This is a genomic window from Streptomyces sp. NPDC006925 (assembly GCF_042869575.1).
Taxonomy (GTDB): Bacteria; Actinomycetota; Actinomycetes; order Streptomycetales; family Streptomycetaceae; genus Streptomyces.
Map to the genome: position 1 here is coordinate 196,549 of NZ_JBIAGB010000002.1, position 25,105 is coordinate 221,653.

The 25,105-nt window shown below is 72.6% G+C and carries 22 protein-coding genes and 1 pseudogene; 11 read left to right on the plus strand and 12 right to left on the minus strand.

Features of this window, described 5'->3' with window-relative positions:
- Nucleotides 1–32: 32 nt before the first annotated feature.
- On the minus strand, nt 33–1,049 hold the full coding sequence (gene gmd / locus ACFYNS_RS03565) for a GDP-mannose 4,6-dehydratase (protein ID WP_360297018.1): 1,017 nt from the start codon (nt 1,047–1,049) through the stop codon (nt 33–35).
- Nucleotides 1,050–1,271: 222 nt separating this feature from the next.
- Here gmd and ACFYNS_RS03570 point away from each other — a divergent pair, with 222 nt between their 5' ends.
- Nucleotides 1,272–2,261: a GDP-L-fucose synthase family protein gene (locus ACFYNS_RS03570; RefSeq protein WP_388600513.1), complete on the plus strand. Its 990-nt coding sequence runs from the start codon at nt 1,272–1,274 to the stop codon at nt 2,259–2,261.
- A gap of 148 nt (nt 2,262–2,409) precedes the next feature.
- Here ACFYNS_RS03570 and ACFYNS_RS03575 read toward each other — a convergent pair whose 3' ends face one another.
- Entirely contained in the window at nt 2,410–3,915 is a 1,506-nt protein-coding gene (locus tag ACFYNS_RS03575; RefSeq protein WP_388600516.1) for a sugar transferase, read from the minus strand.
- A 351-nt stretch (nt 3,916–4,266) separates the two neighbouring features.
- Between ACFYNS_RS03575 and ACFYNS_RS03580 the strand changes: the two genes are divergently transcribed.
- Both ACFYNS_RS03580 and ACFYNS_RS03585 read left to right on the plus strand, forming a co-directional pair.
- Entirely contained in the window at nt 4,267–5,049 is a 783-nt protein-coding gene (locus ACFYNS_RS03580; RefSeq protein ID WP_360297008.1) for an SDR family oxidoreductase, read from the plus strand.
- A gap of 95 nt (nt 5,050–5,144) precedes the next feature.
- The gene (locus tag ACFYNS_RS03585; RefSeq protein ID WP_360297005.1) at nt 5,145–5,507 is read left to right on the plus strand and encodes a MerR family transcriptional regulator; all 363 of its coding nucleotides are present in this window, start codon (nt 5,145–5,147) and stop codon (nt 5,505–5,507) included.
- A 124-nt stretch (nt 5,508–5,631) separates the two neighbouring features.
- Here the strand turns inward: ACFYNS_RS03585 and ACFYNS_RS03590 are convergent, their stop codons facing one another.
- A complete protein-coding gene (locus tag ACFYNS_RS03590) occupies nt 5,632–6,558 on the minus strand; it encodes an MBL fold metallo-hydrolase (RefSeq protein WP_388600520.1) in 927 nt (308 codons plus the stop codon).
- Between the two features lie 134 nt (nt 6,559–6,692).
- Here ACFYNS_RS03590 and ACFYNS_RS03595 point away from each other — a divergent pair, with 134 nt between their 5' ends.
- From ACFYNS_RS03595 to ACFYNS_RS03605, 3 genes are read left to right on the plus strand one after another with little or no spacing between them, the layout of a single operon-like run.
- Nucleotides 6,693–6,926, plus strand: coding sequence for a hypothetical protein (locus ACFYNS_RS03595; RefSeq protein WP_360296999.1), 234 nt, complete (start codon nt 6,693–6,695; stop codon nt 6,924–6,926).
- Nucleotides 6,913–8,322, plus strand: coding sequence for an amidase (locus tag ACFYNS_RS03600; protein ID WP_360296996.1), 1,410 nt, complete (start codon nt 6,913–6,915; stop codon nt 8,320–8,322). Before ACFYNS_RS03595 ends, ACFYNS_RS03600 begins: the two co-directional genes overlap by 14 nt.
- A gap of 1 nt (nt 8,323) precedes the next feature.
- On the plus strand, nt 8,324–8,899 hold the full coding sequence (locus ACFYNS_RS03605; protein WP_360296993.1) for a TetR/AcrR family transcriptional regulator: 576 nt from the start codon (nt 8,324–8,326) through the stop codon (nt 8,897–8,899).
- 52 nt (nt 8,900–8,951) lie between these two features.
- On the opposite strand, the gene ACFYNS_RS03610 is transcribed toward ACFYNS_RS03605, so the two are convergent.
- The gene (locus ACFYNS_RS03610) at nt 8,952–10,145 is read right to left on the minus strand and encodes an RtcB family protein (protein WP_360296990.1); all 1,194 of its coding nucleotides are present in this window, start codon (nt 10,143–10,145) and stop codon (nt 8,952–8,954) included.
- A 195-nt stretch (nt 10,146–10,340) separates the two neighbouring features.
- Here ACFYNS_RS03610 and ACFYNS_RS03615 point away from each other — a divergent pair, with 195 nt between their 5' ends.
- From ACFYNS_RS03615 to ACFYNS_RS03625, 3 genes are read left to right on the plus strand one after another with little or no spacing between them, the layout of a single operon-like run.
- Nucleotides 10,341–10,802 (plus strand): hypothetical protein, encoded by a 462-nt coding sequence (locus tag ACFYNS_RS03615; protein ID WP_388600525.1) that lies wholly within the window; start codon nt 10,341–10,343, stop codon nt 10,800–10,802.
- Nucleotides 10,803–10,824: 22 nt separating this feature from the next.
- Nucleotides 10,825–12,990, plus strand: a complete 2,166-nt coding sequence (locus ACFYNS_RS03620; RefSeq protein ID WP_388600528.1) for a hypothetical protein — start codon at nt 10,825–10,827, stop codon at nt 12,988–12,990.
- Nucleotides 12,987–13,523 (plus strand): hypothetical protein, encoded by a 537-nt coding sequence (locus ACFYNS_RS03625; protein WP_388600530.1) that lies wholly within the window; start codon nt 12,987–12,989, stop codon nt 13,521–13,523. The genes ACFYNS_RS03620 and ACFYNS_RS03625 overlap by 4 nt, the downstream gene beginning before the upstream one ends.
- A 72-nt stretch (nt 13,524–13,595) precedes the next feature.
- Here ACFYNS_RS03625 and ACFYNS_RS03630 read toward each other — a convergent pair whose 3' ends face one another.
- Nucleotides 13,596–14,282 (minus strand): heme oxygenase (biliverdin-producing), encoded by a 687-nt coding sequence (locus tag ACFYNS_RS03630; RefSeq protein ID WP_388600533.1) that lies wholly within the window; start codon nt 14,280–14,282, stop codon nt 13,596–13,598.
- A gap of 127 nt (nt 14,283–14,409) precedes the next feature.
- On the minus strand, nt 14,410–15,267 hold the full coding sequence (map, locus tag ACFYNS_RS03635) for a type I methionyl aminopeptidase (RefSeq protein ID WP_360299174.1): 858 nt from the start codon (nt 15,265–15,267) through the stop codon (nt 14,410–14,412).
- A 140-nt stretch (nt 15,268–15,407) separates the two neighbouring features.
- Here map and ACFYNS_RS03640 point away from each other — a divergent pair, with 140 nt between their 5' ends.
- Nucleotides 15,408–15,641, plus strand: a complete 234-nt coding sequence (locus ACFYNS_RS03640) for a hypothetical protein (protein WP_360299171.1) — start codon at nt 15,408–15,410, stop codon at nt 15,639–15,641.
- Between the two features lie 74 nt (nt 15,642–15,715).
- Here the strand turns inward: ACFYNS_RS03640 and ACFYNS_RS03645 are convergent, their stop codons facing one another.
- From ACFYNS_RS03645 to ACFYNS_RS03660, 4 genes and pseudogenes are all read right to left on the minus strand, one after another.
- Complete coding sequence (locus ACFYNS_RS03645) at nt 15,716–17,080, minus strand: MFS transporter (RefSeq protein ID WP_388600536.1); 1,365 nt, start codon at nt 17,078–17,080, stop codon at nt 15,716–15,718.
- 97 nt (nt 17,081–17,177) lie between these two features.
- The gene (locus ACFYNS_RS03650) at nt 17,178–18,188 is read right to left on the minus strand and encodes a hydroxyacid dehydrogenase (protein WP_388600539.1); all 1,011 of its coding nucleotides are present in this window, start codon (nt 18,186–18,188) and stop codon (nt 17,178–17,180) included.
- Between the two features lie 25 nt (nt 18,189–18,213).
- Nucleotides 18,214–18,339, minus strand: a pseudogene (locus tag ACFYNS_RS03655) (DUF397 domain-containing protein); the annotation flags it as partial.
- Complete coding sequence (locus ACFYNS_RS03660) at nt 18,302–19,207, minus strand: Scr1 family TA system antitoxin-like transcriptional regulator (RefSeq protein WP_388600541.1); 906 nt, start codon at nt 19,205–19,207, stop codon at nt 18,302–18,304. The pseudogene ACFYNS_RS03655 and the gene ACFYNS_RS03660, both read right to left, overlap by 38 nt.
- Before the next feature lie 357 nt (nt 19,208–19,564).
- On the opposite strand from ACFYNS_RS03660, the gene ACFYNS_RS03665 reads away from it, so the two are divergent.
- Nucleotides 19,565–19,762, plus strand: a complete 198-nt coding sequence (locus ACFYNS_RS03665; protein WP_069991326.1) for a hypothetical protein — start codon at nt 19,565–19,567, stop codon at nt 19,760–19,762.
- 63 nt (nt 19,763–19,825) lie between these two features.
- Here the strand turns inward: ACFYNS_RS03665 and ACFYNS_RS03670 are convergent, their stop codons facing one another.
- Nucleotides 19,826–22,696 carry an NHLP bacteriocin export ABC transporter permease/ATPase subunit gene (locus tag ACFYNS_RS03670; RefSeq protein WP_388600870.1) on the minus strand — a complete coding sequence of 957 codons (2,871 nt, stop codon included), beginning with the start codon at nt 22,694–22,696 and terminating at the stop codon, nt 19,826–19,828.
- 125 nt (nt 22,697–22,821) lie between these two features.
- Complete coding sequence (locus tag ACFYNS_RS03675) at nt 22,822–24,939, minus strand: NHLP family bacteriocin export ABC transporter peptidase/permease/ATPase subunit (RefSeq protein WP_388600872.1); 2,118 nt, start codon at nt 24,937–24,939, stop codon at nt 22,822–22,824.
- Between the last annotated feature and the right edge of the window lie 166 nt (nt 24,940–25,105).

Below are 25,105 nucleotides of genomic sequence, written 5' to 3' on the forward strand. Positions count from 1 at the left end.
GCGGCGGGCAGGGTGTCCCGCGGGTGCGGGCGTCAGCCGCGGTCGACGCGCACCGCCTCGCCCGAGAGTTCCGCCGCGAGCGCGGAGATGTCGGCCTCGACCATGATCCGCGCCAGCTCCCCCCACGTCACCCGCGGTTTCCAGCCCAGTTCGGCCTCCGCTTTGGCCGCGTCGCCGACCAGCGCGTCGACCTCGGACGGCCGCTGGTACTTCGGATCGAACCGCACATGCTCCCGCCAGTCCAGACCGCCCGCCCGGAACGCCTCGTGCAGGAACTCCCGTACGGTGGCGGCGACCCCGGTGGCGACGACGTAGTCGCCGGGCTCGTCGGCCTGCAGCATCCGCCACATCGCCTCGACGTACTCCGGCGCGTACCCCCAGTCCCGCACCGCGTCCAGGTTCCCCAGGTAAAGGTGCCGCTGGAGCCCGGCCCGGATCCGGGCGACGGCCCGGGTGATCTTACGGGTCACGAAGGTCTCTCCGCGGCGCGGCGACTCGTGGTTGAACAGGATCCCGTTCACTGCGAACAGGTCATAGGCCTCACGGTAGTTGACCGTCGACCAGTAGCTGAAGACCTTCGCGCAGCCGTAAGGGCTGCGCGGGTGGAACGGGGTCGCCTCGTGCTGCGGGGGCGGCGCCGTGCCGAACATCTCCGAGGACGACGCCTGGTAGATCCGGGTGTCGATCCCGCTGGCCCGGATCGCCTCCAGCAACCGCACGGTTCCCATGCCGGTGACGTCGCCGGTGTAGAGCGGGGAGTCGAAGGAGACCCGCACATGGGACTGCGCGCCCAGGTTGTAGACCTCGTCGGGCCGCAGGTCGCGCAGCAGGTTGACCAGTGCGACGCCGTCGGCGAGGTCGGCGTGGTGCAGCACCAGCGAGCGGCCCTCGTCGTGCGGGTCCTCGTACAGGTGGTCGATGCGTCCGGTGTTGAAGGACGAGGACCGGCGCAGCAGCCCGTGCACCGTGTAGCCCTTTCCGATCAGGAGCTCGGTCAGGTACGACCCGTCCTGCCCGGTGATGCCGGTGATCAGTGCGCTCTTGGCCATCTGCCGTCCTGGTGGGATTGGTGATGCTGACTGGGGATGGGCGGTGAGTGGTGGTGACGAGGGGCCGAGGGAACGAGGGGACGAGGGGCTGAGGGAACGAGGAGGGAAGGGGACGAGGGAGGGAAGGGGGAGCAGCCGCTCCGCGGGAACCGGCCGGGTGGTTTCCTCGTTTTTGTCGGCTACCTCCCGCAATGGGGGTGCCGACTGGCAGAATCCGGCAGCATGGAGCCGACGCCGCACCCCGCCACGCCCGCCCGCCCCCCGGCCCCGGCAGGCGGGCTGCTGCCGCCCGGCGCCCGGGTGTTCGTCGCCGGACACCGCGGGCTGGTGGGCTCCGCCGTGGTCCGCCGGCTGGCCGCCGAGGGGTACGAGGCGCTCACCCTCGACCGCGCGGCGCTCGACCTGCGGGACGCGGAGCACACCCGGCGCCGATTGCGCGCCCTGCGCCCGGACGCGGTGGTGCTGGCAGCGGCCAAGGTCGGCGGCATCATGGCGAACGCCACCTGGCCCGTGCCCTTCCTGGAGGACAATCTGCGCATCCAGCTCAGCGTCATAGCGGGGGCGCACGCCGCGGGCGTGCCGCGGCTGCTCTTCCTGGGCTCGTCCTGCATCTACCCCAAGCACGCGACGCAGCCGATCACCGAAGAGGCTCTGCTCACCGGTGCCCTGGAGCCGACGAACGAGCCGTACGCGCTGGCGAAGATCGCCGGTATCAGCCAGATCCGCGCCTACCGCCGCCAGTACGGGGCCGGCTACATCTCGGCGATGCCCACCAACCTCTACGGCCCCGGCGACAACTTCGACCCGGAGACCTCGCATGTGCTGCCCGCCCTCGTCCGCCGCTTCCACGACGCCGCGCGGGACGGCGCGGAGCGCGTGGTGCTGTGGGGGAGCGGCACGCCGCGCCGGGAGTTCCTGCACGTCGACGACCTGGCGCGGGCCTGCGTGCTGCTGCTGCGGGAGTACGACGACGAGATGCCGGTCAACGTCGGCTGCGGCGCGGACCTGACCATCGCCGAGCTCGCCGGGACGGTGCGCGACGTGGTCGGCTATGGCGGCGCCGTCGAGTGGGACACCGGCCGACCGGACGGTACGCCGCGCAAACTGCTGGATGTCTCCCGACTGTCCGCGCTCGGCTTCCGCCCCTCGATCCCGCTGCGGGAGGGCATCCGCTCCACCTACGAGTGGTGGCTGCGCACCGCCGCTTCCTGACGCCTCCCGTCCGTACCCCACCGGGCGCGCGGACTCCGGCCGGACCGCACCGGCGCGCGGCGCGGCCGCCGGTCGCGGCCGGGGTGCCGGCGCACCCGCGTACGGCCGTGCCGCCGCTCCTCCCCGCTGCGCTGCCCGCGGCCGCATGTCAGTAGGCACCCCGTCCGTCGACCACGGCGCGCACCGTGCGGGCCAGCAGGTCCAGGTCCGTGGTCAGCGACCAGTTGTCCGCGTAGCGCAGATCCAGCGCGAGGCTCTCGTCCCAGGACAGGTCCGAGCGTCCGCTCACCTGCCACGGCCCCGTCAGCCCGGGCTTGACCAGCAGCCGCCGCAGCGCCGTCGAACCGTAGGCGGCCACCTCGTCCGGCAGCGGGGGGCGAGGGCCCACCAGCGACATCTCGCCGCGCGCCACGTTCACCAACTGCGGCAGCTCGTCCAGGGAGGTGCGGCGCAGTACACGTCCCACCCGGGTGATCCGGGGGTCGGCGCGCATCTTGAACAGCGGCCCGTCCACCTCGTTGGCGGCGGCGAGCTGCGGGCGTAACCGGTCCGCGTCCACGACCATGGAGCGGAACTTCCACATGGTGAAGGGCGCGCCGCGGTGGCCCGCGCGGGTCTGCCGGTAGAGCGCGGGACCCGGTGAGTCGAGTCGTATCACCAGGGCGGTCAGCGCCAGCAGCGGCGCGAGGAGCACCAGCCCGAGGACGGCTCCCGTCCGGTCGAGCGCCGACTTGAGGGCGAGCTGCGGGCCGCGCCGCAGCGGCGGGTCGACGTGCAGCAGGTGCAGTCCCGCCGCGGTGGACGGGCGCACCCGGCGCAGGGCCACGTCGGCCAGCCCCGAGGAGATCACCAACGGCAGTCCCGCGTCCTGCACCGCCCAGGTCAGGGAGCGCAGCCGCTGGCCGGACAGCAGCGATCCGGGAGCGACCAGCACGGTGTCGGCGGCGTGCTGCCGGGCAGCGGAGACCACGGCGGTGCCGTCCGGGCCGCTGTCGTCCGGGCCGGGCGGGACGGCCTCCAGCCGCCCCGTCTCCGGTACCCCGCTCCGGTTGCCGTTCGGGCCCACCGGAACGGCTCCGATGACGACGTACGGATGGTCGGTGCGGCTGGCGAGCTGTTGGACCACGCGGTCCACGGCGCTGCCCTCGCCGACGACCAGCGCCCGCTGCACGACGTGGGCCTCCCGGCGCTGGCCGGCGAGATGGTGGTGGGTCAGCGCGCGGCAGACCGTGGTGAGCAGCGGCGCGGGGGCGAGCGCCAGCAGCGCGACGGCGGGCGGTGAGTCCTCTCCCGTCAGTACGCGGACGACGGCGAGCAGCCCCAGCAGGGTCAGCCAGTCGTGCAGGGCTGTCAGCACTCCGCGGCTCTCGCCGAGCCAGCGGCGCTCGTACCGCCGGTGGGCGGCCAGTACCGCCAGCCACGTCAGGGTGGCCGTCGCGGTGGCCACGCCGGTGTGGGGCAGTGCGGCCCGGTGGAAGCAGAGCGCCACCGGAAGGGCGATCCCCGCGGTGTCGACCGCCAGTGCCACCGGCCCGTACCAGCCGGCCTTGTCCCGGTTGCCGTCCCGGTCGCCGTGGACGGCGTGCCGTCCCGGGGCGGTGTCGCTGCTGCTTCTTCCGGCTCCCGGCTCGGCCGGTCTCCCCACCTCGGACACGAACGCAGAGTCGCGCCGCATGAACCCCCCCAGGTACGCGGAACCCCCACAGCGCACCGAAACCCTCCCCAGGCGTACGGGGATGCGCCGACCACCCAGACCTTAAGTCATATGAGCACTCTGCGTGCCCGTGTGTTCACTTCACCATGAGAAGTGCGGAGAGTGTGGAGGGGGTTGTCAGACGGTGCGCGTATTTTGCGGGTGATTCGCCGGGGAATATCCCCTCCGGGCAGCGCCGGCCGCGCGCCCGCCACACGGAGTCCGACGCCGCACCGGAGGTCCCGCCAGGACCGCCCCGGTCCTGGACCGGACTTGACCTTGACGCAGGCGGCAGGGTCCGAGGATGCGGGCATGGACGAGCTGACCGAGACGCACACCGCCCAGCAGCCCCGCACCGTCGTCGTCACCGGCGCAGGCACCGGTATCGGCCGGGCCACCGCACGGGCCTTCGCCGCGCGCGGCGCACATGTACTGGCCGTCGGGCGCCGCCCCGAGCCGCTCCGCGAGACCGCCACGGAGCCCGGTTCCGGTGCCATCACCCCGTACCCGGCCGACCTCACCGAGGAGGACGCCCCCGACCGGATCGTGGTTGCCTCGCTGGAGCTGACCGGGCGGCTCGACGTCCTCGTCAACAACGCGGCCGTCGTCGGAGGCGAGAGCCTGGGCAGCCACACCCGTGCGGGCGTCGAGGCCCAGTTCGCCACCAACCTCACCGCGCCCGTGCTGCTGACCCAGGCCGCGCTTCCCGCGCTGGAGGCCGCTTCCGGGCAGGGCGTGGTGGTCAACATCAGCACCTCCGTCGGTCAGCGCGCCTGGCCGGGCAACCCGCTCTACGCCGCCTCCAAGACCGCCCTCGAACTGCTCACCCGGAGCTGGGCCGTTCAGCTGGCACCGCGCGGTGTCCGGGTGGTCGCCGTGGCGCCGGGTGCCGTCGACACCCCCATCGGCGAGCACCGGGGACTCGACCCCGAGCAGCTCCGCAGGATCCGCGAGTGGCAGATCGCCCGCACGCCGCTGGGCCGCGTCGGCAGGCCCGAGGAAGTGGCCTGGGCCGTGGTCGGGTTGGCCGCGCCCGAGGCGTCGTTCGTCACCGGTGCCGTGCTGCCGGTGGACGGCGGCGCGGTGCTGGCGTGAGGGGGCTGTGCGAGGCGGCCGGGGAGCGCACGCCGGCTGCCCGCGCCGTGCCGCCATCCGCTGTGGTATTAGTCCCTCCGGGAGGGGGCGGTGGCATGCGGATCGGCGAACTGGCCCGGCGGACCGGGACGACGGCGCGGGCGCTGCGCCACTACGAGCAGGCCGGACTGCTCACCTCCCGCCGCGCCCCCAACGGTTACCGCTGCTACGACGCGTCCGCCGAGGTCCGCGTCCGCAACATCCGCCACCTGCTGCAGGCCGGGCTGACGCTGGAGGACGTCGGCTGCTTCGCCGCCTGCCTGGACGGCGACATGGCCACGGCCCCGCCCTCGCCGGAGGGGCTGCGGATCGCCGAGCAGCGGCTCGCCGTCCTGGAGGCCCGGATCGCCGCGCAGGTCGAGGTGCGCGACCGGCTGCGGGCCGCGCTGCGCGGCACGCCGGTGCGGGCGGCGGGCTGACGGAGGCACGCGCCGGGCTCGCGGAGGCGCCGGTCCTCGTGGCCTCGCGCCCCGGGTACGGGGCCGCGCGGCTTCGGGACACCGATCCGCGGACGGCCGGGACGAGGCCCGGCCCCGGCCGCGGTCAGACGGCGTCCGGACGGCCGTCCGGGGGGACGGGGGCCAGCCGGTGGCGGCCCGCACTCCCGGTGACCCGGCCGGCGGTGGGCGGCGGGAAGTGGGTGCCCAGGACCAGGGTGCCGGTGTCGGCGAGGGCGGCCAGCAGGGTGCGCCGGGTGGCCTCGGACTGCCGGGGGTCGATGTCCACGCAGCTCCCGATCCCGGGCTCCGGCAGCTGCACGGGGTGGTGGACGCAGTCGCCGGTGATCAGCGCGGCCTCTCCGGCGCTGTCGAGCCGGACCGCGAAGTGGCCGGGGGTGTGTCCGGGGGTGGGGAGCAGCCGCAGACCGGGGGCGAGGTCGAGGCCCGCTTCCGGGAGGTCCACCAGGTCGAGCTGCCCCGTCTCCTCGACGGGGTGCACCGAGTCGCGGAACATCTGGGCCCGTGCCTCGTCCATGGGGTGTCCGGCCCAGAACTCCCGCTCGGTGCGGGAGGCGACATAGCGGGCGTTGGGGAAGGTGGGTACCCAGCCGCCGTCCTGTGCGCGGGTGTTCCAGCCGACGTGGTCGGTGTGCAGATGGGTCAGGAGCACCAGATCGACGGAGTCCGGCGGGAATCCGGCGGCCGTGAGGCGTTCGGGGTAGTCGGTGCGCAGGTCGTGCCAGGCCGGGTTCGCGCGGGGCTTCCCGTTGCCGATGCCGGTGTCGACGAGGACCCGCAGCCCGCCGACCGAGAAGGCGAAGCTGTGGCTGGCCAGGCGCAGTACGCCGGCGCGGTCGGCGAAGTCGGGCCGCAGCCAGTCGTGCCGGGCGACGACCTCGGCGGTGGCCCCGGGCAGCAGCCAGCGGCCGGTCGGCGCGGGCAGCGGGACCTCGTCCACGCGGTGGACCACGAGCTCGCCCACGGTCCAGGAGGGGACGACCCCGGCAGAGTTAAAGCTAACCGTTTGCATTAATGCACCGTAGTCCCTACGGTGCAGCTAACGCAAAAGATTCGCTTTTGCTGTCGGTGCCCGCACCCCGGCCGCCGGCCTGCCCCAGGCCGACCGCCGCACCGCCGCACCGCTCCGACCAGAGGAGAGCGCTGATGCCGACCGACGGACTCACCCCGCCCGAAGCGGCCCGCTGGGCCGCCCGCACCGGACTCCCGCTGCCCGGCGACCGCCACGCCCAGGTGGCGGCCACCGCCGAGCACATCCACGCCGTCGTCTCCGTCCTGCGCGAACTGGACTTCGCCGACACGCCGCCCGCGGCCGACTACCGCCCCGAAGCCGGCCACCCGGACACCCACCCGGCGGGGGAGCACCATGCAGCCGTATGAACTCACCCTCACCGACGCCGCCGAGCAGCTCCGCAGCCGCGCGCTGTCCCCCCTGGAACTGGTGGACTCGGTGCTGGACCGGATCGCGGCGACCGAACCGCGGCTGGGCGCCTATGTGACCGTCACCGCCGAACGGGCCCGCCGGGCCGCGCGCGAGGCCGGGCACCAGCTCGCCGCCGACCCCGCGGCGGTCCCCCTGCCGGGCATCCCCGTCGGGCTCAAGGACCTGATCGACGTGGCCGGTGAACCGACGACCGCGAGCTCCCGGGTGCGCTCCGGGCACCGGGCCGCCACCGACAGCACGGTCGCCGCGCGGGTGACCGCCGCAGGAGCGGCCCTGGTCGGCAAGACCCACACCCACGAGTTCGCCTACGGCCTCACCACGCCCCAGACGCGGAACGCCTGGGACCAGCGGCGCGTCGCCGGGGGATCGAGCGGCGGTTCCGCCGTGGCGGTGGCCGCGGGGGCGGCGACCTTCGCGCTGGGCACCGACACCGGCGGATCGATCCGGGTGCCCGCCGCGCTGAACGGCGTGGTCGGACTCAAACCGACGTTCGGCCTCGTCCCCCGGCACGGCGTCACCCCGCTGTCCTGGTCGCTGGACCATGTCGGCCCGCTCACCCGCACCGTCGAGGACGCCTCCCTGGCCCTGGCCGTGCTCACCGGAAACACCCCGCGCGACCCCGGCCCGCCGACCGCGCCCGTCCACGACCTCACCGGCCTCCGTGTGGGGGTGCCGGGCAACTACTTCTTCGACCGCGTCGACCCCGAGGTGGAGGCGGCCGTCCGGCAGGCCATCGACCGGCTGGCGGAGCTCGGCGCGCGACTCGTCGACGTCGAGATCCCGATGGCCCGCTACATCCAGGCCGTCCAGTGGGGCCTGATGGTCCCCGAAGCCACCGCGTACCACGAGCGGACGCTGCGCACCGTCCCCGAGCTGTACGCCCCGGACGTGCGGATCCTCCTGGAAGCCGGTGCGCTGCTGCCCGCGGCCGACTACCTGCGCGCCCAGCGGGCCCGCACCCTCATGCGGCAGAGCTGGCTGCGCATGCTGGAGGCGGTCGATGTCGTCGCGGCGCCGACCGTCCCCACCACCGCGGCAGAGGTCGGCCGGGCGGACCGCAGCTGGCCCGACGGCACCGTCGAGAGCGTCTCGGACAGCTACGTGCGCCTCTCCGCTCCCGCCGACATCACCGGTGTCCCCGCGCTGACCGTGCCGGTGGGCCACGACCGGGCGGGACTGCCGATCGGGATGCAGCTCATGGGCCGTCCGCTGGAGGAGGAGGTGCTCCTGCGCGCCGGGCACGCCTACGAGCGGACCCGGCAGCCCGGCGCCCTCGCCCCGGTCGGCCGCGCCCCGGGCGGAGCCGGCACTCACGCGACGACTGTGCTTTAGCATGGCGCCCATGGCCAGAGCGATGGCGCGCCCGGGCGGGCGCAGTGCCCGGGTCCAGCAGGCGGTGCACGACGCCGTGCACGCGCTGGAGGCGGAGGTGGGCCGCGACGCGCTGACCGTGCCGCTGATCGCGGCCCGTGCCGGGGTCACCCCCTCCACCGTCTACCGCCGCTGGGGCGACCTGCGGGAACTGCTCTCCGACGTCGCCGTGGAGCATCTGCGGCCCGAGACGGACCCGGCGGACCACGGCGCTCTGACCGCCGATCTGGCCGCCTGGGCCGAGCAGTTCCTGGACGAGATGGCCTCGCCCCCCGGCCGGGCCGCCATCCGCGACGCGCTGCTCGGCGACCCGGAAGGGGACAACGCGGGCCGCTGCTCGGCCTACGCGGCCGAGCAGATCGACGTCGTCCTCCGGCGGGCCGACGCGCGCGGGGAGCATCGGCTGCCCGACGTGGAGACGGTCCTCGACCAGGTCGTGGCACCGATGATGTACCGCATCCTCTTCCGGCCCGGCGGCCTCGGCCCCGACTACGCGCGCCGCCTGGCGGCCGCGTGCGTGGCGGGGGACCGGCAGTAGCCCCCGCGCCGGTCCCGCCGCCGGGCCGCCGGGCGGCGGGCCGCCCGGCGGGTCAGCCCTTCACGCACACGACCTGCCGCAGCTTGGCGACGACCTCGACGAGATCGCGCTGCTGGTCGATGACCTGCTCGATCGGCTTGTAGGCACCGGGGATCTCGTCCACGACACCGCCGTCCTTGCGGCACTCCACGCCGCGGGTCTGCTCCGCGAGGTCCCGCTCGGTGAAGCGCCGCTTGGCCGCGTTCCGGCTCATGCGCCGCCCGGCACCGTGCGAGGCGGAGTTGAACGAGGCCGCGTTGCCGAGCCCCTTGACGATGTACGAGCCGGTGCCCATCGAGCCCGGGATGATCCCGAACTCGCCGCTGCCCGCACGGATCGCACCCTTCCGGGTGACCAGCAGGTCCAGCCCGTCGTACCGCTCCTCGGACACGTAGTTGTGGTGGCAGGAGATGGTCTCCTCGAAGGCGGGCCTGGCCTTCTTGAACTCCTTGCGCATCACGTCCTGCAGCAGCCCCATCATCAGCGCCCGGTTGTGCCTGGCGTACTCCTGGGCCCAGAACAGGTCGTGCCGGTAGGCCGCCATCTGCGGGGTGTCCTTGACGAACACGGCGAGATCGCGGTCGACCAGGCCCTGGTTGTGCGGGAGCTGCTGCGCCTGGCCGATGTGGAAGTCCGCCAGTTCCTTGCCGATGTTGCGGGAACCGGAGTGCAGCATCAGCCACACCCGGTCCTCGGTGTCCAGGCACACCTCCACGAAGTGGTTGCCCCCGCCGAGCGTGCCCATCTGCTTGGTGGCCCGCTCCTGCCGGAACCGCACGGCCTCGGCGACGCCGTCGAAGCGCGCCCAGAAGTCGTCCCAGCCGGTGGTCGGCAGCCCGTGCACCTGCCCGGGCTCCACCGGCTCGTCGTGCATGCCGCGCCCCACCGGGATGGCCTGCTCGATCCTCGAGCGCAGCCGCGAGAGGTCTCCGGGCAGGTCGTTCGCCGTCAGCGACGTGCGCACCGCAGACATCCCGCACCCGATGTCCACCCCCACGGCGGCCGGGCAGACGGCGCCGTGCATCGCGATGACGGAACCGACGGTGGCACCTTTCCCGTAGTGCACGTCGGGCATCACCGCCAGGCCCTTGATCCAGGGCAGCGTGGCGACGTTCTGGAGCTGCCGCAGCGCGACGTCCTCCACGGTGCCCGGATCCGCCCACATCCGGATCGGTACCCGGGCACCGGGCATCTCCACGTGTGTCATGGTCGTTCAACTCCCCCGTAACAGAACATCGATGAGATCCCATCGAGAAGAGGGGAAGCCCGCTCCCCCGTGCCGGGCTTCCCGGCCCTCATTGTGGGCCGGGAAGCCCCCGCAGGGGCAAAGGTTTTTCGGCGTGCCGGGCGCACGGCCCGGGTTGCTGCGCACAGGGCGGCCACCTACGTTGAATCCTTCACCATGCACAGATCGAACGGGGGTGCGGACGTGACGTTCACCGAATGGGAAGAGGCGAAGGCACACGCGGCGGGCGACACCAGGATGCGGCTGAACGGCTACTCGGCGACCGACCATCCGGGGTGCGGATCGGGCGGCGGCCTGGATCTCGTCGTCGAGGACGACGAGTTGGGCAAGCTCGGCAACCTGGCCTACGGCCTGCGCCAGCAGCTCGGCGCCGACGGCGGGCACGCGGCGACGGCCTCGGGCGAGGCCGCGACCTCGCTGACCGGCGAGGGCCTGGACATGGGCGCGGCACTCGGCGACCTCAACGACGCGTGGGAGACCAAACTCAAGACGCTCAAGGACGCCTGCGGGCAGCTCTCCGACCACCTCGACTACACCAGGGCCGAGCACGACAAGGACGAGGACAAGATCAAGGGAGCGATGTCCTCCATCGCGACGCTGGACGACCGGATCAAGTAGGCACCCGACGGGGGACGGCACTGTGGCCGAGACGGAGAAGATGGGCTTCGCGCAACTGCGCGATCTGAAGTTGGGGAAGCTGCACACCGCGGTCACCGACTGGAAGGCGCTGGTCCAGAAACTGCGCGACCTGCACGACGGCAGCGGGAAGGGGCCGGCGGCCAAGGGCACACCCGACACCACGGCACAGGACTTCCTGGCGGCCGTGCTCGGCGCGGACTGGAAGGGGCAGAACGCCACGGCGACGGGCGAGTTCGCCCACAAGACCGCCGTGCAGTTCCGCGAGCTGCGCAGGGAGGCGGAGGACGTGCACGGGCTGCTGAAGACGGCCCACAGCGCCTTCACCGACCACCAGAGCGATCTGGAGAAGATCGTCGACGACGTCGCCGAGGACAACATCTACATCAACGACAAGGGCCTCGGTGTCGCCTCGGTGCCCCCGCCCGCGGTTGCCGGCGACGCGGAGATCGACCCGCCCACCGACGACCAGATCCGCGCCGCTGAGAAGCGGATCGACCGGGTGCTGTGGGACGCGGGCGAGACCGACCGCATCGTCTCCGAGGAACTGCGGCACATAGCCAACCGCAAGTACGACTTCTCCGGCACGGGCGCCGACAGCGTCAAGAACGCCGACGCGCGCCAGGGCAAGGCCGCGGCCGACTACTGGGCGAAGAAGCTCAAGGGCGGCGACGTCAAGGTCTGGGAGCTGCCCGACGACGAGCTGGAGCGCTTCAACACCGCACTGGAGAACCAGCGGGACAACCCGGCCTTCACCACGCACTTCGCGACCGAGATGGGCGGCGAGGGAACCCTGCAGTTCTGGCGGGACCTGGTCGACCCCGGCCACGGCGACACCCCCGAGGGGGAGCGGGCCACGCTGCTCGACCACATCCAGGGCAACCTGAGCATGACCCTGGGCAACGCCACCCGCCAGGACACCCCCGGGATGCGCGCCTGGGAGACCGAGGTGATCAACGCGGGCACCAAGCAGTTCGGCCACGAGGGCATCATGGCCAAGCCCTACGGTTTCCAGATCATGAGCAGCCTGATGGGCAAGGGCAAGTTCGACCAGGGCTTCCTCGACCGGTACGGCGACGAGATGTACGAGTTCGAGAAGAGCAAGCCGGACGCGCCCTCCGCCTGGGGGCTCGTCGGCATGGGCACCGACCTGGACCCGGGCGACAAGTCCACCGGTGCCGACCCGATGACGGGCTGGCTGAAGGCGCTCAGCCACAACCCCGACGCCGCCACCGAGGTGTTCGACGACCCGGAGAAGGCCGACTACTTCCTCAAGGGCAAGGACCAGGGCGGCCGGACGTGGTTCGACGAGGACCAGCCCGACAGCATGGGACCCGACGACGGGGTCGAACTCCCCTCCCGGGAGGCCCTGGGCGACGCCCTGTTCGCGGCAGGCAGCGGCATGAACCCGGACGACCCGACGGCCACCTACGTCGAGCACACCCGGGAGCACGACAACGTGCTCGACAACGCGCTGGAGCGGCTGGCCGGTCAGAAGGACGAGATGCCCGCCGAACTCCGCGACGACATGGCCAAGCTGCTGGGCAACCACGGAACGGACACCCATATGACGATGGGTGGATCACCGGAGGAGCAGGTGCTCGACCGGGACGACCTGCTGGAGGTCAGCAAGCAGATCTCCCGCGACCCGGACACCTACCAGGTGCTCAACGAGTCCATGAACGCTGCGATGGTCGACGACATCCACACGGAGAAGGAGAGCCCCGGGGACAGCCTCGACCGTTCGGGCCGCACGGTGGGCTTCCTGGAGGATGCCCGCTACAAGGCGATCGGCGACCAGAAGGCCGAGGACCTCAAGGCCGCGGGCTGGGGTCCCAAGGGCACGGGCGGCTATCTGGCCACCGCCACCGCCACTTCGTTCCTGCCCTATGGCAGTGGCCATGTGGCGAACGCGGCGTTCGGTCTCAGCAAGCTCCTCGTCCAGGACGAGAACGCCCGGATCGAGAGCGAGGCCATCGACGACAACAAGCAGGTCTCGCTGCGCCAGGAGTCCCGGCTCACCGGTCTCAAGAACGAGTGGTACAGCGTCAACTCCGACTGGGCGCAGGGCCGCGACGGCTACTCGGAGGATCACGGAGCATGGAACAAGATCAGCGGGGCAGCCGATCACGGCCGCATCAACTCCTCCGAACACCGCGGCAAGCCGTGAGAGCCCCACGCGGCCGGCGGGCTCCGGCACTCCTCGCGCTGCTCGCGCTTCTGCTCGCCGGCTGCTCCGGCGGCCGGGAGTACGCGGTGCCGGAGAAGTTCTGCGGGGTCCGGATGCCGTCCGAGGCGGTGGAGCCGCTGCTGCCCGACGGGGAGGAGCTGCACCGGTCCCTGCGGCCGCTCGACGGGACCGCGACCTCCTGCGGGATGAACGTCGTCGACGGTCCCTCCGTCGTGGACGTCACGGTCACCGAGCTGGACAAGCCGCTCACCGCCGCCGACCGGCGGGTCTCCCTGAAGTCCCTGGAGCACGCGAAGAACGTGCGTGTCCCCGGCACGCACTGGGCCGTGCAGGGGGACCGCCGCATCCACCTGTCCGCGCCGTGCGGTGCCGACTGGGCCGACTCGCTCTCCTTCCGGTTCTCCTTCACCGAGGGGGAGAAGGGCGCGGAGGCCACCCGCCGCAACACCCTCCGCTTCGCGAAGGCGTTCGTCCGCGGCGAGCGGAAGGAGGAGGTCTGCACCGCGAAGTGAGCGCGGTGCGGTGCAGACCTCGGGACCGGTCGGGCCCGGTGTCCGGCGGCGGCCGGACGGGGCCGCGGAGTGCTACGCGGCGTTCGGGAAGCGCTCGCCCAGCTCCTCGAAGACGGCGGCGTTGAGCGCGTAGGCGTGCCGGCACTCGTCCACGACGCGGCGCTTCTCCGCGTCGTCGCAGGGCAGGGCGTCCAGCAGGGCGCGGTATTCGCGTTTGAAGGCGGCGGGGTTGCCGATGGCGTCGAAGACGTAGAACCGGACGCCGTCGCCCTTGCGGGCGAAACCCCAGGTCTTCTCCGCGGTGTCGCGGACGATCTGGCCGCCGGAGAGGTCGCCGAGGTAGCGGGTGTAGTGGTGGGCGACGTACCCGGCGGGCCAGGTGCGGGCGACCTCGGTGACGCGGGCCGCGTACGCGGTGGTGGCCGGCAGCGGGGCGGTCTCCCGGCGCCAGCGGTCCGAGCCGCCGTGCAGATGGGTCAGGTCCCGCTCCAGCGCGGGCAGCCGCAGCAGCTCGCCGCGCACGAAGGGGCCGGCGACCGGGTCCTCGGCCAGGGTGCGGGCGGGTTCCTCCAGCGCGGCGTAGAGGAACCAGAGCTGCTCGGTGTAGCGCCTCCAGGCCCCGACGCCGAGCTCGCCGCCGAGCAGCTCGCTCATGAAGGAGGAGGTCCTGACCTCGGAGTGCTGCGCGTGGGAGGCGGCGCGGAGGAGTGCGGAGAAGTCCGTCGGGGTGTCCTGGGAGGGGGATGCGGTGGACGGCAAGGCTGACTCCAAGGGTGGACGGCAGCGGGCGTGCGGGGCTCCGACACGGTGCGATCCTGCTGCTTAGGTTTACCTAAGTCAAGCAGTTGCCGACACCCTGTCGGAAAACCCCTGCCCCGTTCGTCCGCTACGGAAGCGTCAGGATCTCCACGCCCGTCTCCGTCACCACCAGGGTGTGCTCGAACTGCGCCGTGCGCTTGCGGTCCTTGGTGACGACCGTCCAGCCGTCCTCCCACATGTCCCACTCGTGGGTGCCCAGCGTCAGCATCGGCTCGATGGTGAAGGTCATCCCGGGCCGCATCACCGTGGTGGCCCGCGGGTCGTCGTAGTGCGGCACGATCAGCCCGGAGTGGAAGGAGGTGTTGATCCCGTGCCCGGTGAAGTCGCGGACCACGCCGTATCCGAAGCGCTTCGCGTACGACTCGATGACGCGGCCCACGATGTTGAGCTGGCGCCCCGGCTTGACCGCCTTGATCGCCCGGTGCAGCGCCTCGCGGGTGCGCTCCACCAGCAGCCGGGACTCCTCGTCCACGTCGCCGCACAGGTAGGTGGCGTTGTTGTCGCCGTGCACCCCGCCGACGAACGCCGTCACGTCCAGGTTCACGATGTCGCCGTCGCGCAGCACCGTGGAGTCGGGGATGCCGTGGCAGATCACCTCGTTCAGCGAGGTGCACAGCGACTTGGGGAACTTCCGGTAGCCCAGCGTGGAGGGGTAGGCCCCGTGGTCGATCATGTACTGGTGCGCCACCTCGTCCAGTTTGTCGGTGGTGACGCCGGGGGCGATGTGCTTGGCCGCCTCTTCCATGGCGCGGGCGGCGATGCGCCCCGCGTGGCGCATCTTCTCCACCGTCGCGGCGTCCTGCACCTCGGGCCCGTCGTAGGGCGTGGGTGCGGGCTTGCCGACGTACTCGGGGCGCGGGATCGAGGCGGGTACGGCCCGGGGCGGAGAGACCGTGCCGGGAACGAGGAGTGACTGGCCAGACATGTCCGCGAGTCTAATCCGGGCCGTCCACCCCGCTCCGGGCCGCCACCGCGGTCCGGGCGGGCGCCCTGCTGCCGCGCCCGCCTGCGCGCTCCCGGCCCCGCAGTGCTGCGTCCGGCGCGCGGGTGCGGGACGATGAGGTCATGGCTCTGTTCAAGCGCAAGACGGTCGGCAAGCCCGGAGAGTGGTTCTTCAACGTCGAGACCGGCACCGTCGAGGAGGGGCCGCAGTCGCCCGGCAAGAGCCGGATGGGCCCGTACGCCAGCCGTGAGGAGGCGGCCCACGCCCTGGAGACGGCCCGGGAGCGCACCTCCGAGTGGGAGAACGACCCGCGCTGGCACGACGGCGCCCGCGGCCGGGACGAGGACGAAAGCTGACCCGCGGACGAGCACGAGGGTCGGTCCGAGGGCGAGCCGGAGGCTGATCCGCGGGGGGCGGCACCCCCACCGGATCAGGCCCGCGCCCCGGGCGCTCCGTCCACCGGGCGCTGCCCGGCCGGTCCGCCCCCGGCAGCTGCGTCCTCCGGGGGCTCCGGGCGGTCCCCGTCCTCCTGGGGGCTCCCGGCCGTACGGGAGGCCCGGGCCTCCCGTACGGCCCGCGCGTACCCGCTGGTGCGCGCGTCGTAGGCCAGCAGCTGCGGCAGGGCGGCGGCCAGCAGCGCCACGCCCGCGACGCAGGCCAGCCCGCCCGACCACACGGACGTGCGGACGGAGGTGAGCGACGCCACCCCGCCCGAGCGGACCTGTCCCAGCTGCGGGCCCGCGGAGAAGGACAGCAGTTCGATGCCGGCGAGCCGGCCGCGCAGCGCGTCCGGGACGGTCTGGTTCCACATCGTCGAGCGGAAGATCCCGCTGACCATGTCGAAGGCGCCGGACAGCACGAGGAAGAACAGCACCAGCCACACGTTGCGCACCAGCCCGGCGGCCGTCATGGCCGCGCCCCAGCCCGCGGCGGCCAGCAGCACCGCGCGCCCGTGCCGGTGCACCCGTGAGGACCAGCCGCTGGTCGCGCTCACCAGCATCGAGCCGAACGGCAACGCCGCGTACATCAGGCCCAGCGCCCACTCCGCGTCCAACTGGTCGGCCAGGAAGGGGAACAGCGCGAGCGGGAACGCGAACAGCATCGCCACGACGTCCACCGCGTAGGTGCCCAGCAGGTCCTTGCGGCCCCACGCGTACCGCGCGCCCTCCGCGATCCCGCGCAGTGACGGCTTCGCCGCGTCGTGCCCCGGCGGCGAGGCGGCCAGCCGCAGCGCCATCAGCACGGACAGCAGATAGCTCGCCAGGTCGATCGCGTACGCCGTCTCCAGCCCCGCGTACGCGAGCAGCACCCCGGCCAGCGCCGGGCCCGCCACCCCGCCCACCTGCCAGCGCAGCGCGTTGAGCGCCGCCGCCGCGCTCAGCTGCTCGTGCGCGACGATCCGCGGCAGGAGCGCGTCCAGCGCGGGCCGCTGGATGCCGTTCAGCGCGCTGCTGAGCGCCGCCGCGACATACAGCGGCCACACCATCGGGTGCGGGAGCAGGGTGTTGAGCAGCAGCCCCAGCGCCACCGCGCCCATCGCGATCTCACTGCCCAGCACCAGGGTGCGCCGGTCGAACGCGTCGGCGAGCGCTCCGCCGTACAGCCCGAAGACGATCAGCGGTACCAGCTCCACGGCGCCCAGCGCTCCCACCGCGGTCGCCGAGCCCGTCAGCTCCTTGACCTGGAGGGGCAGCGCGACGAACGTCAGGAAGCTGCCGAAGGTGGTGACCAGGCCCGCGGTCCACAGGATGCGGAAGTCGCGGGACTCCCGCCACGGGGAGAGATCGGGGAGCACGAGGGGGCATCCTTCCGCCGCCCGAACGGCGTCGGCAACCCGATTTCTCCCGCGGGGCGCCGTCGGCGACCCGCTCCGGGTACGGTCCCCGGCCCGGTCAGGCCAACAGCTCCTTGCCGTCGGGCGGCACGGCGTGCGCGAAGCCCTCGCCCGCTGACCAGCGCCGTACCTCCTGGAGCGCCGCCTCCGCCAGCCGGTCCAGCTCGTTGCCCTGCGAACCGGCCAGATGCGGGGTGATCAGCGCGTTCTCGCACTCCCACAGCGGGTGGCCGGGCGGCAGCACCTCGGGCTCGGTGACGTCCAGCACCGCCCGCAGCCGGCCGCCGCGCACCTCCGCGGTGAGCGCCTCCTGGTCGACGACAGCGCCGCGCGCGGTGTTGATCAGGGTGCCGCCGTCCCGCAGCAGTGCGAGCAGTTCGGCGCTCACCAGGCCGCGGGTGGCGGGCAGCAGCGGAGTGTGCACGCTGACGACGTCCGACGCGGCGAACACCTCGGCCAGTTCGGCCTTCGCCGCTCCCAGCGCCGCCGCCTCGGCCTCGCCGACGTACGGGTCGTACAGGAGGACCCGCAGGTCGTGGGCGCGGAGCAGTTCGATGACGCGGCGGCCAATCAGCGAGGCGCTCAGGATGCCCACGGTGCGGCGGTAGTTGCCGAGCGTCGGATCGGGGAAGAGCCAGTCCTCGCGGGCCCGCTGTTGCCGGTAGGTGCGGGCTGAGGGCAGCACCCGTTTGTTCGCCAGCAGGATCATCGCGAGCGTGTACTCGGCGACGGGGACCGCGTTCGCCGCCGCCGCGGTCGACACCTCGATGCCGCGGGCCCAGCACGCGGGGGTGAGATGCCCCCGCACGCTGCCCGCGGTGTGCACCATGGCGCGCAGTTCCGGGGCGCGGGCGAGCGCGGCGGCGTCCAGCGGCGGGCAGCCCCAGCCGGTGATGAGGAGCTCCACCTCGGGGAGGACCCTGCGGGCCGCCTGAGTGGTGAAGTCGCTCAGCACCGGTTCGGCGAGGTTTACCACCTCGCCGAACCGGAGCCGTGTGGCGGGCTTCAGCACGGCCTCCGCCGCCCTCTCGTCCATCGCGAGCGCGGCGACTGGCTTGGTGCGGGGCATTCTGCTCCCGAGGTGTCGGTGGTGGTCAGCGCCCGGAGGTCTGCACACCTTCGACAAACGCCCGCCAAGCGTCGGGCGAGAACGCGAGGGGGGCGCGGGCGGTGTCCTTGCTGTCACGCACTGGGACGATCCCGTCGCCGGACGCGAGCGCCGGGGCCCACTCGACGCAGTTGCCGCCCCCTCCGTCGCTGTAGCTGGACTTGATCCATACGGGCTTCTCGCTCATATGCTTCCCTCACGGTCTCGATGAAGTCCAATGAAGCATGCGGGCTGAGAGAACATGCCCGCAAGTGATCATAGACACCGCGCGACATGGTCACCGCTCCCCTGTCGTCATACGGGCGCCCACCTTGCGGCCCTTCCACATGAACCGAGAGCTGCCCGCTCTCGAAGCCCAGCAGCGTGAAGGGAGTTGCTCTTGCCGCAGCCGCCACGGAGAACGGCAGGACTTGCAGTGTCAGCGTCGGGTATCGCGTGACTGCGTCCCGGAGGAAGCGAAGTTGGGCAGCCATTACGTCCGGCCCTCCGACGTTTGCGCGCAAGCAGGCTTCATGCAGCACAACCCAGATCCGGGGCGATGTCTCTCGGTTCATCGCGTCGCGGCGCCGTATGCGGCCCGCCACCTTGGCATCCAGTTCCCGAGGATCTGCCCCAGGCGTGACTGCCTCCAACGCTGCCCGCGCGTACTCCGGAGTCTGGAGCAGGCCGTAGATGAAGAGGGTTGAGTAGTCCTCGATCACCTCGGCTTCGTGCTCTGCGTCGATGAAGGGCGCGAACCACGACGGATGCTCGCCTTCGATGATGCGGCGAAGCTGTCGTGCGAAGAGTCCTCCTGTGCCGAACACCTTGTCGCACCCCTCCGCGAAGCGCTGCGAGGGGATGAGCGACCCGGATTCGACCTTGCTCACATAGCTCTTGCTGTAGCCCGTCGCGTGCCCTAACGCTTCCTGCGACATGCGCCGGGCTTCCCGGAACCGCAGCACGTCTTCACCGAACGCGCCGCTTGGCTTGTGGTTCAACCTTGGTTTCCCAGGCTGACTCTTCCTCGTGCGTGACATGCAAGTTGCCCTTTCAGACAGGGGCAATCGAACGCTTCCAACGTTGAATACTTCCGCTCAACCCGCGCCATCTTAGATCCTTCCGTGTTCTTCTCACCACAGAAAGTAGCCAGCAACTACCGCAGCAGGTGGGAAGCATGGAGCAAGAGGGTTCTCAGCAGGAGCAGTCGGTGCCCTGTCAGGACTGTGAATGGTTCCGAATGATGATCAGCAGGGCTGCCTGGGACCCGAAGTCGCGGGCTGACCTCGAAGCGCTCTTTGGCGCACATCTGCACCGGAAGCACGCGCCGACCGAATCACGGCTCCGGAGTGTGTGAGATGTGGGCCGTGGGTGACGCGGCGCAGGACAGGAAGACCGGGAGGACGGGGGAGATCATCCAGGTGACGGGACCCGCGCCGTTCATCTACCGGCTCAAGGTCCGGGAGGACGGCCAACCGCCCCTCGTCGTCTACCGGTACGGCGACCAGTTGCAGGCCGTTCACCGGCCCGAGCCCGTCGCCGTGCGTCGTACGTGAAGGGACGCCGCAGGTCCGGCGGGAAACCGAGGCCGCACCTGACCACAACGCTCACCGCAACCCCTACCGCTGGCGGCGCACCAGTTCGTGGAAGAGGCCCCCGGTGTCGGCCAGCAGCTGCGCCGGTGCGCCCTGCTGGACGACCCGCCCCTCCGACATGACGATCACCCGGTCGGCGTCCAGCACCGTGGACAGCCGGTGGGCGATGACGATCCGGGTGGCCCGCAGCTCCCGGGTGGACTCGGTGACCACGCGCTGGGTGGCGTTGTCCAGCGCGCTGGTGGCCTCGTCGAAGAAGAGCAGGCGCGGGCGGCGTACCAGCGCCTGAGCGATCATCAGGCGTTGCCGCTGACCGCCGGAGACGGTGCCGCCGCCGTCGGAGAGCATGGTGTGCAGCCCCATGGGCATGGCTTTGATGTCGTCGGCGACCCCCGCCCTGCGCGCCGCCTCCCACACCTCCTCCAGCGGGAAGGTCTCGGCACCGCAGATGCACTCCAGGATGGAGCCCGCGTGCGGCTGCGCGTTCTGCAGGACGACCCCGCACTGGCGGCGCACCGCCGCCTGGTCCAGCGAGGAGAGGTCCTGCCCGTCGTAGCGCACCTCGCCCGAGACCGGCCTCTCGAAGCCGATCAGCAGCCGCAGCAGCGTCGACTTGCCGCAGCCGCTCGCCCCCACGATCGCAACGAACTCCCCGGGCTCGACCCGGAAGGAGACGCCGTCCAGGACCGGCGGCCCGTCCTCGGAGTAGCGGAACGCCACGTCCCGCACCTCCAGCGCGCCCGAGAGCGTGCCCGGCTGCACGCTGCCGCCGCGCACCTCGGGCAGCTCCCGCAGCACCGGCTTGAGCTGCTCGTACATCGGCAGTACGGCGGCACACGAGATGAGCGCGTTGGTCAACTGCGTGACGGAGGTCAGCAGCAGCGTCATGGCGGTGGTGAAGGTGAGGAACCCGCTGGGGGACAGCGTGCCCCGGGCCGGACCCGCCAGCAGCACGAACAGCAGCAGCATCGCCAGCGGCAGATAGACCGCGTTGACGACCGTGCTCACATTGCGGATGCGCCCGGCCCGCCGCTGCAGCTCCCGGCTGCGGGCGAACTCCGTGGCCCAGGCCGCGTACGCGAACGACTCCGCCGCCGCCACCCGCAGCTTCGGCAGCCCCCGCAGCGTCTGGAACGCCTGGTTGTTCAGCTTGTTGTTGAGCTTGACCAGCCGGCGCTGCCAGCGCAGCTGCCACAGCCCGGTCGCGGCGAACACCACCGCGACGACCGTCAGCACACCGAGCGCCGCGAGGGCGAGCGGCACGCTGTAGGCCAGCAGCAGCACCAGGTTGACCGCGGCCAGGGTGCCGGACTGCACGACGGTCGAGCTGATGCCCGACAGCACCCGCCTGATGGCGCTCACCCCCATGGCGGCGCTGGCCAGCTCCCCGGTGGAGCGCTCGGCGAAGAACCGCGTGGGCAGCCGCAGCAGCCGGTCCCACACCGCCGGTTGCAGACTCGCCTCGATCCGGCCCTCCAGCCGCAGCAGCGCGGTGTTCTGCAGCAGCATGAACGCCGCCGCCACCACCGCCGTGCCCACGAGCCCGAGGGCGGCCTGCACGATGAGGCCCTTCTCCGCGGCCGGTACGTACGCGCCGAGCACCTGCCCGGTGGCCACCGGCACCAGCGCACCGAGACCGACCGCGACGAGCCCGCTCAGCACCAGCGTGAGCAGGTCGCCGCGGGCGCCGTGCAGCGCGAACCGCAGCAGCCGCCGGGCGGGCAGCGGCTGTTCGGGCAGCGGCCGGTAGAACATCACCGCGCGCGATGCGAAGGTACCGGCGTTCGACGGGCCGATCCGCCACCGGCTGCCGCTGCCGGGCTGCACGGCCTCGTACCGGCCGCGCCGCCACAGCAGCGCCACCGGCGCACCGCTCGCGGCACGGTGGCCCACCAGCGGGCCGGCGTTCTCCTTCCACCATTCGCCGGACAGCTTCACCGGGCGGGTACGCAGCCCCGAGGTGAGCGCCAGCCGCTCCACGGGGTCCATGCGGTCGTCCCGGGAGAGCCCTTCGGGAGGCGGCCGCAGGGTGACTCCGGCCGCCTCGGCGACCGCCCGGCACACCGCGAGCGTGCTGTCCTCGGTGCGCTCTCCCGCGCCGCCGGGACCGTTCCGTACGGAGGTGTCGATCGAGGCGAGCAGCGCCTCGTCGGCCTCGGCGCGTACCGTCTCGCCCGCCTCCATCCCGGCGGCCGTGCGGTCCTCGTGGGCGCGCTCCAGCTGGTCTATCCAGCGGTCCAGGGTGGACAGCAGCCGGGCGAGCTGGTCGACCATGAGCTGCCAGGTCGCCCCGTCGACCAGCAGCTCGCCCGCGGTGCCGTACCGCACGCTGCCCGGTGCCACCGGCATCCACAGGATGTCGTCGTCGGTCGCCGGGTCCTGCCCGGCTCCGTGCCGCTCCTGTCCGGGACGGCCGTCCAGCGGCGCCTCGAACAGCGCCCGCAGCCCGCGTCCGACACCCCGCACGAAGGCGTCCTCCAGCGGGCCGAGCCCGCCCTGGTCGCCGTACACCGCCGCACCGGCGGTGCCGTACGTCGGGTACGTGCCGGTGTCGTAGCCGGTGTATCCGCCGACGCCGTACCCCTCCTGATACTGCGGGAACAGCTCCAGCAGCGGTATCCGGCGCAGCACGGCGCCGCGCACCGGGCGTCCCACCAACGTGTGCCGCGGGCCCTGGACGGGGCCGAGCAGCAGAGTGCCCGCCTCCAGCCGTCCCAGGAAGTGCCAGTGGCCCTGCCCCGCGGCGTCCACCGCGAACACGTCCATGGCGCCGCCGGCCACCAGCCACAGCACGTGCGGCCCCTCCAGCGCGGCACCGCCGGCGGGCGTGTGCGCCACGGCCTCGCCGAGCTGCCCGAAGTGCGCGACCACCACGTCGGTCACGGCGTCGGGCACCGTCGCGGTCCCGGTGCCGGGCGCCGCGGGGTGCGTCCCGCCGTGCACCGCGGGGTCGACGGCCGGGTCCACCGCGGGATGCTGCGGCGTGTCCCCGGTCGGATGGGCGTATGTCACCGGATGCCTCAGTGCTCCTCGACCAGTCGCGCGTACGGCCCCCGCGCGGCCAGCAGTTGCTCGTGCCGTCCCCGCTCCACCGCGGTGCCCCGGTCCAGTACCACGATCTCGTCGCTGTCCCGCACGGTGCTCAGCCGGTGCGCGATCAGCACGCAGGCGCAGCCGCGCCGCCGCAGGTTGTCGATGATGACGGCCTCGGTCTCGGCGTCCAGCGCGCTGGTCACCTCGTCCAGCACCAGGATGCTGGGCCGCCGCACCAAGGCGCGGGCGATCTCCAGCCGCTGCCGCTGGCCGCCGGAGAAGTTGCGGCCGTCCTGCTCGACCCGGCTGTGCAGGCCGCCGGGGCGGCGCGCCACGTCCTCGTGCAGCGCGGCGTCCCGCAGCGCCTCCGCCACCGCGTCGTCGGTGATCGAGGGGTCCCACAGCGCCACGTTGTCCCGCACGGTGCCCTCGAAGAGGAACACGTCCTGGTCGACGAAGGAGACGGAGGCGGCCAGCGCCCCGCGCGGCAGGTCCTCCAGCCGCCGCCCGTCGATCCGGATGGCGCCCTCCCACGGCGTGTACAGGCCGGCGATCAGGCGGGAGACGGTGGACTTGCCGCTGCCCGAACCGCCGACCAGCGCGAGCTGCCGACCGGGCCCCACGGCCAGCGACAGCCCGCTCAGCAGCGGCTTGTCCAGCGGGTTGTAGCCGAAGGTGACGTTCTCCAGCGTCACGTGCCCGGCCAGCCGCCGGGTGCTGGCGGGCGGCTCGCGCCGGGTGTAGAGCGGGTCGGCGGGGAAGGTCTCCACGTCCTTGAGCCGGGCGACGTCAGCGGCGAAGTCCTGGATGCGGCCCGCCACCGAGTTCAGCCGCGTCAGCGGCGCGGTGAAGCTGGTGACCAGCGCCTGGAACGCGACCAGCAGCCCCGCCGTGATGGCTCCCTCCACCGCCCGCGTCCCGCCGATCAGCAGGATCAGGGCGCTGTTGAGGGTGGCCAGGGTGGGCGCGGTCACGGCCAGCGCGGCGCTCGGCACCCCCAGCCGCTGCTGCACGTCGAGCGTGCCGGCGTGCCGGCCCGCCCAGCGGCGGAAGTAGCCGTCCTCCCCGCCGGTCGCCTTCATCGTCTCGATGAGCTGCAGACCGCTGTAGGAGATGTTGGTCAGCTTGGCCCGTTCGGCACGCAGCTTCTGCGTCCCGGTGGCCCGCATCCGCACCACCACCCGCATCGCCACCACGTTCAGCAGCGCCACACCCACGCCGACGAGGGTCAGTTGCGGGTCGTAGGTCCACAGCAGCGCCGCGTAGCCCACCACGACCACCGCGTCCACCCCCGCCGCCGCCAGGTCCCGGGCCAGCGTCTCGGCGACGGTGTCGTTGGACTGCAGGCGCTGGACGAGGTCGGCCGGGTTGCGCTGCGCGAAGAAGGTCACCGGCAGCCGCAGCAGGTGCCGCAGGAACCGGGCGCTGCTGAGCGTGGAGGAGATCAGCCGGGCACGCAGCAGGTTGCCCTGCTGGATCGCGGTCAGGACGCCGGTCAGCAGGACGGCGGCGCCCATGGCGGTGAACAGCACCTTCAGCAGCGAGTCCTGCCCGCCGAAGACGAAGCTGTCGATGTAGGTGCGGCTGAGCGCGGGCACCGAGGCGCCGACGACGACCAGCAGGAAGCTGGCCACCAGCGCCGCGAGCATCGTGCCCGAGGTGCCGCGCAGCCGTGCGGGCAGCGCGGCGGTGACGCCCGGCCTGCGGCCGCCCCGGCGGAAGTCCTCGGCCGGCGTGAAGGTCAGCACCACGCCGGTGAAGGCGGAGTCGAACTCCTCCATGGGCACGAACCTGCGCCCGCGGGCCGGGTCGTTGATGTGCACGCCACGGCGGCCGAAGCGGCGGCCGAGCCCGTCGAAGACGACGTAGTGGTTGAACTCCCAGAACAGGATGGCCGGTGCCCGCACCTCGGCCAGCGCCGCGGGCTCCATCTGCATCCCCTTGGCCGTCAGCCCGTAGCCGCGTGCGGCCTTCAGCAGGCTGCTGGCCCGGGAGCCGTCCCGGGAGACGCCGCAGGCGATGCGCAGTTCCTCCAGCGGCACGTGCCGCCCGTGGTGTCCCAGCACCATGGCCAGCGCCGCGGCGCCGCACTCGACGGCCTCCATCTGGAGCACGGTGGGCGTCCGCACGCTGCGCTGCTTGCCCTTGGGCGCCGTGCGCGACCGTCCCGTGCGGGGCGCGGGCGCCGGGCCGCCGCGATGTCTGCGCCGGTGCTGCTGCGCGCGCTGCCGCGGGCCCGGCTCGGGGCTCGGCTCGGGGGCCTGTGCGGGG

What these genes read in the sequence shown, in the direction of transcription:
- gmd (WP_360297018.1), bottom strand. Translation starts at nt 1,049, where the DNA reads ATGGCCAAGAGCGCACTGATCACCGGCATCACCGGGCAGGACGGGTCG.
- ACFYNS_RS03570 (WP_388600513.1), top strand. Translation starts at nt 1,272, where the DNA reads ATGGAGCCGACGCCGCACCCCGCCACGCCCGCCCGCCCCCCGGCCCCG.
- ACFYNS_RS03580 (WP_360297008.1), top strand. Translation starts at nt 4,267, where the DNA reads ATGGACGAGCTGACCGAGACGCACACCGCCCAGCAGCCCCGCACCGTC.
- ACFYNS_RS03585 (WP_360297005.1), top strand. Translation starts at nt 5,145, where the DNA reads ATGCGGATCGGCGAACTGGCCCGGCGGACCGGGACGACGGCGCGGGCG.
- ACFYNS_RS03590 (WP_388600520.1), bottom strand. Translation starts at nt 6,558, where the DNA reads ATGCAAACGGTTAGCTTTAACTCTGCCGGGGTCGTCCCCTCCTGGACC.
- ACFYNS_RS03595 (WP_360296999.1), top strand. Translation starts at nt 6,693, where the DNA reads ATGCCGACCGACGGACTCACCCCGCCCGAAGCGGCCCGCTGGGCCGCC.
- ACFYNS_RS03600 (WP_360296996.1), top strand. Translation starts at nt 6,913, where the DNA reads ATGCAGCCGTATGAACTCACCCTCACCGACGCCGCCGAGCAGCTCCGC.
- ACFYNS_RS03605 (WP_360296993.1), top strand. Translation starts at nt 8,324, where the DNA reads ATGGCGCCCATGGCCAGAGCGATGGCGCGCCCGGGCGGGCGCAGTGCC.
- ACFYNS_RS03610 (WP_360296990.1), bottom strand. Translation starts at nt 10,145, where the DNA reads ATGACACACGTGGAGATGCCCGGTGCCCGGGTACCGATCCGGATGTGG.
- ACFYNS_RS03615 (WP_388600525.1), top strand. Translation starts at nt 10,341, where the DNA reads ATGCACAGATCGAACGGGGGTGCGGACGTGACGTTCACCGAATGGGAA.
- map (WP_360299174.1), bottom strand. Translation starts at nt 15,267, where the DNA reads ATGTCTGGCCAGTCACTCCTCGTTCCCGGCACGGTCTCTCCGCCCCGG.
- ACFYNS_RS03640 (WP_360299171.1), top strand. Translation starts at nt 15,408, where the DNA reads ATGGCTCTGTTCAAGCGCAAGACGGTCGGCAAGCCCGGAGAGTGGTTC.
- ACFYNS_RS03650 (WP_388600539.1), bottom strand. Translation starts at nt 18,188, where the DNA reads ATGCCCCGCACCAAGCCAGTCGCCGCGCTCGCGATGGACGAGAGGGCG.
- ACFYNS_RS03665 (WP_069991326.1), top strand. Translation starts at nt 19,565, where the DNA reads ATGTGGGCCGTGGGTGACGCGGCGCAGGACAGGAAGACCGGGAGGACG.
- ACFYNS_RS03675 (WP_388600872.1), bottom strand. Translation starts at nt 24,939, where the DNA reads ATGGAGGCCGTCGAGTGCGGCGCCGCGGCGCTGGCCATGGTGCTGGGA.